Genomic DNA, 11,505 nt, shown 5'->3' with positions numbered 1-11,505 from the left:
GATGAGTGGATTGATCTCGACGCGATGTGCCGCCCGCCCCGCTGGATGGCGTCGGTGAAAGAACCGGTCCCGGGTCCGAGTCGCACCACGACCGGAGAACCCTCCTGCATCTGAACAGGGCTCAACCGGCCCGGGCAGCTCATCAGCCTTCGAAGTGCCGCCACTGGATGCCAAGGTCGGTGAGTGGACGCAGCAGGCTGCGGTGCACAGCGCCGACCGAGACGTAACACTCCTCGTCGTCGTCCTCGTTCCTGCCCTCGGCGACGACCAGACCCGGCGCGACATAGAAAGACATTTGATAGAGAGGCCACATCCAGGTCTTGAGCGGCACCCGGCGCAGCCCGCGGGTCAGTTCGTCGGCGATCGGCTCCGGTACGGGGTCACTCCAGGCCTTGTAGGGCGCGCTCATCACGGCTTCGAACAACGAGAACTGGATCAGGAAGCCGCTCAAGCGTTCACGTTCGGCCTGCCGTTCCCCATTGCATTCGACCGTCCACACGATCGGGTCGTCCTCAGACGGGTCCAGGAACCATTCGAAGCCACCTTGATTCTCATAGCCGAACGGCAGCAGGCCTTCATCGTCGGTGCGCAGCTCAGCCGCGGAGCAGATGAAATTCTGGACACCGAGGACCTGCGGCCGACCTTCGGCAAGCCGGTAGAACTCGGCCAGCGCCACGGGGACAGGGACCGATGGCGCGACCGATTCCGCAGCCGGGGCGGGTGCAGGGTGCCAGCCCTCGACGAATAGCCGCAACGCTGTAGCGCGGTCACCGTTCACGTGCTCAAGCCACTCCAACCTGGGTAGGGCGGTGGGCGTGCTCGGCGGACGTACCCGGTCGAGCACCTCGACACTCAGCGGCTGATCGATCCACAGATCACAGTCCTCGAGTTCGCCGTCGGTCCAGCGGCTGCCCATGTGGTGTCCCTCGCCGAGGTAGAGCACGCCATGCTCCAACCGGACGAACAGATGAATCAGCTGGACCTCAGGGCCCAAGGACCGGTAAGCGATAGCCCTGGGTACGGGGCCGAGCAGCCTGAACGTCTCGCTGTTCCACACCCCGCTGGTGGCCAGATCGTCCACGGCCTCCGCAATGATCACCGTGCCGCCTGGTCCGACAGCGACCTCGGCGCCGCCGGCCTTGAATACCTCCGTCCCCACACCCGCGAGACCAACCGCCTCAACGGCGTCAATGATGTCCAGGCGCCTCGGCTGCATGCGGGTAACCGTAGCAAGGTCAGTTCATTTCGGCGGGTGCCGTGAAGGCCCGTCCCCTGCTTCTCCGCCGTCCTCTTCGTAGCTGTCGATCCCCAGTCCGTTGGCTTCTTCCCCGATCACCTCATGCGCCATCGACCCACTGTGAAGCAGGAGCAGGCCGCCCTGAAAGCCTGTCGATGTGAATCTTCGGCGGGCGGGAGATGTGCTCACGCCCCTCTGCCGCTGGCGTCGTGTGGTCACTCGGGCTCGTCGATGACCGCCGCCGGATGGGGGCGCTCGAACCAGTCCACATCCAGGCGCGCGCCGGTGCGGGCTTCCACAATGGCCATCGCCGTGGCCTTCGAGGCCAGCCAGGGCGCGTCGACGACCTGCGCCAAGGCCGCCAGCTCGGCCTCGATGGCGGCAGGGTCCTCTCCCATGACGTTGACGGGCTCCAGGTGCGGGACCACGGCCAGGACCCGCCCGTACGCGGCGTAGATCAGCCGGGAGCTCCCCGTGATCTCCCACGCCAGATGCCAGACCCGCGCGTTCACGGTGAGCCGACCGAGAACTTCCTCGTCCCAGACGTAGTTCTTCCCGAAGGTCTGGACGATCATCGTCGCGTTCCCCACCTGTTCCAGCCAGACGCCGCCCTCCTCGTACGCATCCTCGCCATCCATTTCGACGAGCGGCGGGCCCTCACCGTCGACCAGGCGGGACACCGTCTCCTCCAGCGGCAATGAGCCGTCGACGGGCAGGACGGCGGTCCAGGCCAGCCCGTCGCCCAGCCAGGCCGAACCCGACCGGAGGAGACCCTCGTAGTGCTCCGTCAAATGTTGAAATTCCAAGCCGTCCTCCGTTGAAGTTGCGAAATGACGCCGGTCGTCGTCCCGCCCGTACAGGACCCGGTCTTGTTGTAGAGGCGGGTGAGCGCCCTTCCGGCCGTCTGATTAGGGCCGGCCGCGCCGCCGGGCATAGCGCAGACCGAGAAGTTCCGCTCCTTGTCACTGGCGTCACTCCGGTTGCCCGCGGACGCGAACGGATACTCATCGCATTCGTGATTGACGATGAGGTATCCCGGCCATAAGCGGTTGCATCGCATGCCGGCTCGGGCGTTGTTGTTCGTCTGTGCCGGGCCTCTGACCCGCCAGAGGTACTGTTCCTTGGGCGGCCTTCCGGTACCGTTCACCGCGCAACCGGAGTCTACTTGCCTGACATGCCTTAATGACCTTAATGCGGCTGACCAGCAAGTTCGCTTGAAAACCCCAGATAACGCCACCCGTGTACTCGGCCGCAAGATCAGTCCTGGTGAAGTGTAGGGTCCGCGTTTCGATGTCGTAGTCCGCGTTTCCGTGTCGTCTGTCTGTCGCTTGCGACATGAATCGCGGACTGGCAGGTCAGCTTGCTCACTCGATCGGGTGCCATCTGCGGGTTAAGATGCAGCGCCCGCAGCGCCGCGAGGACGAACGATCTTAACCCGGGACGAGCAGCGAAGACGCTGCAAAGGTCAGCACGGATGCGGGATGCGTGCTTGAGCGATGACCACGGCTCATCGACTGTGGAAGGCCGTGCCTACGCGGTCTGGGTTGCCCTCGCGCGCCCAACGACAAGGTCCGCTGACTTGCTTTTACCCTGCGTTATGCCGTGGGTGGGCGACCGGAACGATGACCCGCGTGATCGACAGGTCGATTGTCCGGCGTGACGGTTGCATCCTAGTTGAGGTGGCTGGGTCGTCGCCGGTTCCCAGGTTGCGTTCCCAGCGGGGATGAGATCCGCCGGCAATGATCAGCCGGATCCGGTTACCTGGCGCGAAACAGTGGGCGACGGCGTCGAGTTCCAACCGAACCACGCCCGGAGGTTGCGCAGGGTCGAGCCGGACGAATCCGTCGCTAATGTTGCGTGAGCGGCCGTTGGCATCGACTTCCGAAAGGCGCACGAACAGGTCGGCGAAGGGGTTGTCGGAGCCGTGCCCTACCTCCACGACGGGGCTGCCGATGACCTCAAGCCGTGTGGTCAACGGGTCTGACGTGAATGCCAACACGTCGGAACGCGAGGCGAGCGCGCTGTCATCCGTGTAGCCGGCGGTTATTCCCGGGGAAATCTGTGTGACGAAGGCGCCGCCGTACGTGGGGGTCGGGTTCGCCGGGTCATAGGTGAACTCGCCGACTTCGCCCGGGTGGGCCGGTAGCGCGGCCAGGATCTTGCCGGAGCGGGGATAGAAAATCTGCTCATCCGTCGCCGGCGGCCAGGCCGGAAGGTCGCGCCACCCCTCGTCCGGGCCGCTGACGAACACCTTGACCGGCGTGGCGCGGCACCGGTCGCTTGATCCGGCCAGATGCTCGTCGAACCAGACGAGGGCTTCGGGAAGCAGGACGCGGCTGCCTACGGCGCCGCCCTCAGCATGCGTCCATGGGCCGACGGTGAGTCCGACATCGACGCCGCGATCGGCCAGCCGCGCGTACCCGTCCAGGGTCGGGCGGAGAAAACCGTCTTGCCAGCCGCCCTGCAGCAACACGGGGACGTGCACCCGTTGCAGCGCGTCAGTCAGATCGGCGCTCTTCCACCATGGGTCGCCCAAATCCCGCCTGCTGACCCATTCGTGGTACCAGGGTGCCTTCCCGTCCATCAGCTTTTCGGCGGCGTCGGTCAACGGCAGGGCCGCCAAGGCCTCTCGGACGCGGCCCCGGGAAGAGAGAACCGCAAGGACGCGAGGCAGGATGGGCTCCTCCTGCTTGGTCGTGACGAAGGACCATTCGAACATCGTGCTGAGCAAAAACGCCCCGCCGGTGTAGACAAATGCGCCGAAGTTATACGGCGCGCACGCAATAACCGCGGTCACCAGCTCTGGAGGCGGATCCATCAGCAACGCCCACTGGGTGAAGCCGAGGTACGAATAGCCGTGCGTGGCAAAGCGCCCATCGAACCACGGCTGCTCGCGCATCCAAGCGACGATGTCGGCCGCATCGTCGACCTCCCGCATGAACGGTTCGAAGGTTCCCCCCGATCCGAACGTCCCCCGGCACCGGACCAGCACGACCCGATAACCACGGCAGGCAAACACTCCACCCGTCATCGCCGTGCCGACCAAGTTGTAGCCGTAAGGCGAGGTGAGGAGAATCGTTCCCGACACCGGTCCCTTCGGCTCGTAGACATCGGCGAGCAGCTCGACGCCGTCCCTCATCGGGATCCGTAAGTCGCGGGTCACGGTGTAGCTGCTCGTCGCAGCAGGAAGCCGAACGTACTTCGACCACTGCAGGTCGGCGAGCCGTTGCCACAACGTCCGATCCTTCGCTCGCTGGTTCATCTCTCTCCTCCACCTACAACACGTGCTCGGTCATCGATGTAGCATGAACTTTCAGTGATTACTGAAAGTTCATGCTACAGGAGTAAGCTCGTCGCGACACAGTCGAGGGGAATTCCGTGCGCCAAGACGAGATCGATGAGATCGGCGGCTTCATCGAGCGGTTCGCCTCCACTCTCGCTGATGCCGGCTTTCCACGTCTCGCCGCCCGGGTGTTCGCGACCCTCCTGGTCAGCGAGAGCGGGCGCATGACCGCGGCCGAACTCGCGGAGAAATTGCACGCCAGCACGGGCGGAGTCTCGGGCGCCGTCCGCTATCTGGTTCACATTCGCCTCATCCGCACCGAGCGGGATCCCGGAACCCGCCGACACGCCTACGTCGTCGACGGCTCCTGGTATGAGGCCACGGTCACCGCGAACCCGTTCCTCGAAAGAGGCGAGGCTGACCTCCGAGAGGGCATCGCCATCCTCGGCGACTCACCGGCGGCCGACCGGCTGAACGAGACACTCGAACTCATCCAGTTCCTCAGGGACGAGACCCGCGCGATGATGCGCCGCTGGCATGAGGGCAAGGCGGAGCTGCGAACACGGCGAACCGCGCGTCAGGCCTGACCGGCAAACGCTGCTGCTACTCACCGGCAAACTCAGCGTTCCGCCGGATGCCGAGGAAATGACACCAAGCGCGGAACGATCAAGGTGACCCGGAGCGCGGAACCGCCAAAACGCCCAGCTCACAGGACCAGCATGTGACACCGAAACACGGAACCTACATGAAGGAACGATGACGTTGATCTTGCCGGAAGTAGGCGGCGTTGAACAACGCTCGGATAGATCGCCGTTTCAGTGATCAGCCCGAGAAACGCTTCGCCGATGCCACGTGGCTACCGACAGGACCAAAACTGCAACGGGAACTGCAACGGAAAACGATCGCAGGGCGTCTCCCATAAGGGAAACGCCCTGGTCATAAGTGGAGCCGCCTTGGGGAATCGAACCCCAGACCTACGCATTACGAGTGCGTCGCTCTGGCCGACTGAGCTAAGGCGGCGGTGCTGTGGACAGCGAGGTCGAGTCTACAGGGTTTGGAGTGGTTGTCGCGCCTGGGTTAGCAGCGGGTGCCTGCGGCGGGGGGTGTGAGGTTGATCAAGTAGTTGTCTATGGCGGCGTCGATGCAGGTGGAGCCGGACATGTAGGCGGTGTGGCCGTCGCCGTCGTAGGTGAGGAGGACGCCGGAGGTGAGTTGGGTGGCTAGGCCTTCGGCCCACTCGTATGGCGTGGCGGGGTCGCGTAGCGTGCCTACGACGACGATGGGGGGTGCGCCGGGGGCGGTGAGTTTGCGGTCGGGGTCGGGGCCCTTGACCGGCCAGTAGGCGCAGGTTAGGCCGCCCCACGTGATGAACTCGCCGAAGCGGGGGGCCAGTTTGGCGGCTTTGCCGGCGGCCCGGTTGAAGGCGGGGGTGCCGGATGGGACGGCGTGGTCTATGCAGTTGACGGCTGCGTTGGCTTCCGACTGATTGGTGTAGGTGCCGTCTTCGCGGCGGCCGACGAGGAGGTCGGCGAAGCGGAGGAGGTAGGTGCCGTCACCCTGGAAGGCGAGTTTCAGGGCTTCACGGAAGACCCCCCAGGACTTCCGGTCGTAGAGGGGGGTGGCGATACCCCAGGCCAGCCAGCTGTCGTTGATTTTGCGGCCGTCGTTGAGGGTGTTGCGGAGGGGTTGCCGGTCGGCGCGCTGGAGTAGGGCGGTGATCTCGTTGAGGGCGCCCTGGACGGTGGTGCTGGTGAAGGGGCAGTCAGTGGCTTTGAGGCAGTCCTTGATGAAGGCGGTCAGGGCGACTTCGAAGCCTTTGGACTGGACTTCGCTCATTTTGATGGCGGATACGGCGGGATCGACGGCGCCATCGAGGACGAGGGCACGGACCCTCTTGGGGAACAGGTCGGCATATGTCGCGCCGAGGTAGGTGCCGTAGGACTTGCCGAGGAAGGTCAGGCCTTCGTCGCCGAGGACGGCGCGGAGGACGTCCATGTCGCGGGCGGCGTCTGCCGTACCCACGTGTGGGAGGAGTTTTGCGGATTTTTCCTGGCATTTGGTGGCGAAGGTGCGGGAGCCTTCTTCGATTTTGGTGATTTCCGCGGCGGTGTCGGGGCTCATGTCGATGCTCATGTACGCGTCGAGGTCGCCGCCGGTCATGCACCGCACGGCGGTGGATTCGCCTACTCCGCGAGGGTCGAAGCCGACGACGTCGAAGCGGGCTCGCACGTCCGCGCTCACTTGGGTTCGGGCCGCTCTGGCGTACTCGATGCCGGATCCGCCTGGGCCGCCGGGATTGACGAGCAATGACCCGATCCGGTCGCCAGTGGCCCGCAATCGGATGGCGCTGATCTCGATCCGCTCGCCGCGGGGGTCGTCATAATCGAGCGGCACCATGACGAGTGCGCACTCGAAATCGTCGTCGCAATCCTCCCAGTCCGGCTGCTGGGTGTAGAAATCCGCCAGGCCGGAGCTGGGCGCACTCGACGCCCGCGGTGTCTCTCCGCCGCTGCACCCGGAGCCCACCAGAGTGACCAGAGCCAGAACCACGAGGGGACGCTTCACTCTCAGAACACTACCCAGCCTCGCTCAGTTCTCGTCCCCGTCATCCACAGGCCGCTCAGTCTTCGGCCGCGTCATCCACAGGCTGTGTGTACTCCGCCTCGTACGCCTGACGCGGCGCGCACACGCTCGCCTTCGAGCACGCACACCGCCGTCCCCCATCGTTCAATCGAACGATCACCGAATCCGACGGCACGTTGTGCCCGACGACCACCCCAGGTCCTTCGGGCGTGTCCACCGCGAGTCCGGTGCGGGGCGCGGTCGCCCGGAACTCCCCGTACAACGGGTGCTCGTATTTCAGGCAGCACATCAACCGCCCGCAAGCCCCGGCAATCCGCAGCGGATTTACCGGAAGGTCCTGATCCTTCGCCATCCGTACAGAAACGGGCTCGAAGTCTTTCAAGAACGTGGCGCAGCACAGATCGCGCCCGCACGGGCCGATTCCGCCCTGCAGGCGTGCTTCGTCCCGCGGGCCGATCTGCCGGAGTTCGACCCGGGCCCGGAGGTTACGCGCGAGATCGCGAACAAGTGCCCGGAAGTCCACCCGGTGCGGCGCCGAAAAGTAGACGGTGTAGACGTTCTCCTCGTCCACATAATCGACGCCGATCACCTTCATCGGGAGTTCGTGGCGTTTGATCAGGCGCTTGGACACGCTTCTGGCCTCGGCGCGGCGGCGGCGGTTGCTCTCGTCGCGGCTGAGATGCTCGTCTCCGGCCATCCCGGCGCAGACCGGCAGTCCGCCGACGTCCTCGCTCACCCACTGGGGCGCCCAGATGCATTCGGCAACCTCGTTGCCGGCATCGGTCGGCACCAGCACCTTGTCGCCGACCTTCGGGCTGTGCTCACCCGGATCCAGGTAGTAGAGCCGCCCATATCGGGTGAAGCTCACGGCCATCATCATGCCCAACGAGCCGGCCTCCTCGATCTGGTACGCCTCACGGCCACCTTACGTGGAGTCCGATCACCATGCGAGTTCCGCGGCGAACTGGGGGACAGGGTCGGGTTCGCCCGTGGTCAGCGGACGGTATACGCCATCGGTGACGGCCCCGATCTTGCTGCCCTGCTGGATGAGCAGGTTCTCACCCGTTCCGTCCAGGTCCAGGAGCTGCGCGAAGCCCGTCTGCGTTGTCCGGTAGAGGACCTCCTCGGCATGTCCGTCCTCGGCGCTGAAGGCGACGATTCCTGATATGCCTTCCTTCCGTTTTACTGTGCCGTCCACCACCTCAACCGCGTTGAATCCCATCATTCCGAGCAGGCGGCTGCCGTCCGGGGACAGAAGGACTCCGAACAGGCCGCCGGAGAGTCCTTCGTAGGAGTCGGGCAGGGATATCGTGCGCGCTTGGTCCAGGTTGTCGCCAGGCGCGTTGGTGTCCAGGACCTTGATGTTCCCGGGCTCGGAGCACATCCACTGCGCGGATGTCTGCGGCAGGGTGACGAACCGGCACGACGACATCCCCGATGGCATGCTTCGCACGGTTACCGACCCATCGGTCGGATAGGGCGTCATCGGCTTGGGTGTCGGGAGCTCGCTCGGAGGGGGGCTTCCGCTGCCCTGGTTGACCCCTGCCGACGGCGTGGGGATAGCGGTGACCGTAATGGTCGGGTTTGGCGTGGGGACAACCGTGGCCATGGTGTCCGCCGGGTTCGGCGTGGGGACAGCTGTGGCCATGGCGTCCGCCGGGTTCGGCGTGGGGATGGTCGTGACCATGGCGTCCGCCGGGTTCCCCGAGGGGATGACCGTGATCGTGGCCGTGGGCCTGGCATCCGGCGGGGGGAGAGTGGTGGACGTGGCCTCTCCCGGGAGCAAGGTGATCGTGACCGCCGGCTCAGGGAGAGGTAGCGCCGAACCACTCGGAAGCGGCAGCACGATGTCCGCACTAGGCACGGGCGTCGCCACGACCACGGGCGGTTCGGCAATGGCCAGCGCCGCGGGAGGACCCGGTCGGAAGGCGACATGACTGCCATCGGCGCTCATGGACAGATCCGTCACGCCAAACCCGTCCGGCGACTTCCACGTCCGGCTCTCCCCCGTCGCCGTGTCCGCGACCACGAGGCCGGCGACCTGCCCGGGGGCACACGGTTGCAGCGCGTACGCCAGCTTCGTCCCGTCCCCGCTCACCGCCAGCCCGCTCACCCTGTTCCCTTCGGGCGGCACGCTCGGAACCGTACCGAACTCAAGGATTTTGCCGTTCTCGTCCAGCAGCAGCCGATACAGGTTGGATCCGCACAGGCGTTTAGAGCTCGCGACGTAGAAGAGCCGATTGTCCTGAGCGGCCTGAACGGTGGTGAACCATTCCTCTTTCCCCAGATCGTCATAACGATCGGTTTCGACGCCGCCGTCGACGGTTCTGACGACGATGCCGTCCCGCGCGTCGACGAGGAACTTCGGCGGCACCGGCGCCGAAGCGGCCGAGTTGAGCCCGCCGCCGGCGACGAACATGCTGCCGCCCGCGATCGCCGCCGTCACCGCGGTGGCCGCCGCGACCGGCACCAACCAGGTCCTGGTACGGCTTGCGCCCAGCTCCAGCGGACGGACACTGTCAATGGTCGCTCCGGTCGCCCGAGTCGCGTCGCGCAGCCGGTCGATGATGTCGTTCACGAGCGTTCTCCCAGCAGCCGTCCGAGCGCGTCCAGCGCCCGGGACGTGGTGGACTTGACGGTGCCCCGGCTGACCCCCATGACCTGGGCGGTCTCCTCCTCCGACAGCTCCGCGTAGTAGCGCAGCAGGAGGGATTCGCGCTGCCGCGCGGGCAGCCGGTGCAGGGCGGCCATGACCTCGCGGCGCTCGGCCCCGAGCAGCGCCGCCGACTCGGCCGACCAGACCGGCGGTTCGTACGTCCCGGCGAACATCGACGGCAGCCGCCGACGCCGCAACACCGACCTGGAATTGTTCAGTACGGCACTGCGCAGATAAACCAGTGCCTTATCGGGATCCTTGAGATGGCGAAACCGCCGGTGCAGCCCGAGAAACGCATCCTGCACCACGTCTTCGGCGCTCTCCCGGTCCCCGACCATGAGCAAAGCGAGCCGCGCCAGGCCGACCGCGTGCTCGGCGTAGAGCCCGGTGATCGCCTCATCGTGCTCCCCGGGGGGTTTGTGGAGGTCCATGATTTCGGCCTGCATGTTCCAGAGACGCGGAAACCGGGCCGAGGTTGCTCGGTTAGCCTCGGGGGTTTCTGAGGGAGAGGGTCATCGCTTCGACCGCCATCTGCGGATTGACGTTGGCGGCCAGGCGTTCCCGGCACAGCATGATCGCGTCCACGCGGCGCAGGGTGTCCTCTGGGGTGCCGGCTCGGGCAAGAACGTCGAGGTCGGAGCGTCGATCCTCGTTGGCGAGTTCGACTTGGGCGCCGAACTGTACGGCGAGGACGTCGCGGTAGAGCGCCATCAGATCGAGGAGGGCGAGGTCGAGTGACTCGCGTTTGATTCGGGTGGCGCGGGATTTCTGCGCGTTCTCCAATTCCTTCAACGCGCCGGCGCCGCCGCGGATCAGGCCTTTGTTGAGGCCTTTGCCGGATGATCCTTCGCCGTAGAGGGCGCGGAGTTCGGAGATCTCGGTTTCGTTGAGTTCGGTGGTCGCGGCGGCGGCGTCCTCGTCGGCTGTTTTGACCAGGCGTTCTGCGGCGGTGATGCATTCGCCTACGCCGGTGAGGGTTCTGGGTAGGGAGAGTACGGCGTCGCGGCGTTGCCGTACCGATTCGTCGAGGGCTAGGCGGCGGGCGCGGGCGAGGTGGCCCTGGGAGGCGCGGGCCGCTGATTCGGCGATGGGGTGGGGGACGTTGTCGCGGGTTGTCAGGACGTGGGCGACGGCCTGGGTGGAGGGGGTGCGCAGGGTTACCACCCGGCAGCGGGAGCGGATGGTGATGATCATGTCGTCGGCGGCGGGGGCGCAGAGGAGCCAGACGGTGCGGGGTGGGGGTTCTTCGATGGCTTTGAGTAGGGCGTTGGCGGCTTGTTCGGTGGCGCGGTCGGCGTCCTCGAACAGGACGATGCGCCAGCCGCCGAGGGTGGCTCTACCGGCTGCCCTCAGGATGAGTTCGCGGGTTTGTTTGACGCTATAGGAGAGGCCTTGGGGGCGTACCGACTCGAGGTCTGGGTGGGAGCCGACCTCGATCTGGTGGCAGGAGTCGCAGTGGCCGCAGCCCTGGTGGGGGCAGAGGAGCGCGGCCGCGAATGCCTTGGCGGCGGCGGATCTGCCTGAGCCTGGTGGGCCGGTGAACAGCCAGGCGTGGGTCATGCCGGCCCCTCGGCCTCCGGCGAGCACCTCGGCCGCGGCTGAGGCGGCCTGCCTCAGGACGACGGCAGCCCGCTCTTGACCTACAAGATCATCGAACACACCCACGTGCCCAGGGTAGTGTCTGGGCGCTGCGACCGGGGCGGTGGTTGCCGTGGATCTCCCGCCTCGGGGCTCCGCCCCGCCGTT

General features: G+C 66.0%; 9 protein-coding genes and 1 tRNA gene. 1 reads left to right on the top strand and 9 read right to left on the bottom strand.

The window, feature by feature from the left end; genetic code table 11:
- Positions 1 to 142: 142 nt before the first annotated feature.
- The 3 genes from Amac_RS23380 to Amac_RS23370 form a co-directional block, all read right to left on the bottom strand.
- On the bottom strand, positions 143 to 1,081 hold the full coding sequence (locus Amac_RS23380) for a hypothetical protein (protein WP_155356527.1): 939 nt from the start codon (positions 1,079 to 1,081) through the stop codon (positions 143 to 145).
- 371 nt (positions 1,082 to 1,452) lie between these two features.
- Positions 1,453 to 2,043 carry a hypothetical protein gene (locus Amac_RS23375; RefSeq protein ID WP_155356526.1) on the bottom strand — a complete coding sequence of 197 codons (591 nt, stop codon included), beginning with the start codon at positions 2,041 to 2,043 and terminating at the stop codon, positions 1,453 to 1,455.
- Positions 2,044 to 2,822: 779 nt separating this feature from the next.
- Positions 2,823 to 4,499 carry a CocE/NonD family hydrolase gene (locus tag Amac_RS23370; RefSeq protein ID WP_155356525.1) on the bottom strand — a complete coding sequence of 559 codons (1,677 nt, stop codon included), beginning with the start codon at positions 4,497 to 4,499 and terminating at the stop codon, positions 2,823 to 2,825.
- 116 nt (positions 4,500 to 4,615) lie between these two features.
- Here Amac_RS23370 and Amac_RS23365 point away from each other — a divergent pair, with 116 nt between their 5' ends.
- The gene (locus Amac_RS23365; protein WP_218041243.1) at positions 4,616 to 5,107 is read left to right on the top strand and encodes a GbsR/MarR family transcriptional regulator; all 492 of its coding nucleotides are present in this window, start codon (positions 4,616 to 4,618) and stop codon (positions 5,105 to 5,107) included.
- A 356-nt stretch (positions 5,108 to 5,463) separates the two neighbouring features.
- Here Amac_RS23365 and Amac_RS23360 read toward each other — a convergent pair.
- The 6 genes from Amac_RS23360 to Amac_RS23335 form a co-directional block, all read right to left on the bottom strand.
- Positions 5,464 to 5,540: transfer RNA gene (locus Amac_RS23360), tRNA-Thr, on the bottom strand.
- A gap of 57 nt (positions 5,541 to 5,597) precedes the next feature.
- Positions 5,598 to 7,085 carry an alpha/beta hydrolase gene (locus tag Amac_RS23355; protein WP_246268604.1) on the bottom strand — a complete coding sequence of 496 codons (1,488 nt, stop codon included), beginning with the start codon at positions 7,083 to 7,085 and terminating at the stop codon, positions 5,598 to 5,600.
- Positions 7,086 to 7,140: 55 nt separating this feature from the next.
- The gene (locus Amac_RS23350) at positions 7,141 to 7,983 is read right to left on the bottom strand and encodes a PSP1 domain-containing protein (RefSeq protein ID WP_155356595.1); all 843 of its coding nucleotides are present in this window, start codon (positions 7,981 to 7,983) and stop codon (positions 7,141 to 7,143) included.
- 60 nt (positions 7,984 to 8,043) lie between these two features.
- Positions 8,044 to 9,681: a hypothetical protein gene (locus tag Amac_RS23345; RefSeq protein ID WP_155356523.1), complete on the bottom strand. Its 1,638-nt coding sequence runs from the start codon at positions 9,679 to 9,681 to the stop codon at positions 8,044 to 8,046.
- Positions 9,678 to 10,205, bottom strand: coding sequence for a SigE family RNA polymerase sigma factor (locus Amac_RS23340; protein WP_155350264.1), 528 nt, complete (start codon positions 10,203 to 10,205; stop codon positions 9,678 to 9,680). The genes Amac_RS23345 and Amac_RS23340 overlap by 4 nt, the downstream gene beginning before the upstream one ends.
- A gap of 37 nt (positions 10,206 to 10,242) precedes the next feature.
- On the bottom strand, positions 10,243 to 11,424 hold the full coding sequence (locus tag Amac_RS23335) for a DNA polymerase III subunit delta' (RefSeq protein WP_155356522.1): 1,182 nt from the start codon (positions 11,422 to 11,424) through the stop codon (positions 10,243 to 10,245).
- Positions 11,425 to 11,505: the final 81 nt, after the last annotated feature.

The sequence above is a fragment of the Acrocarpospora macrocephala genome (genome assembly GCF_009687865.1).
GTDB lineage: Bacteria > Actinomycetota > Actinomycetes > Streptosporangiales > Streptosporangiaceae > Acrocarpospora > Acrocarpospora macrocephala.
Note: the sequence above shows the minus strand (reverse complement) of the source record. Positions and strands in the feature narration are given on the sequence as shown.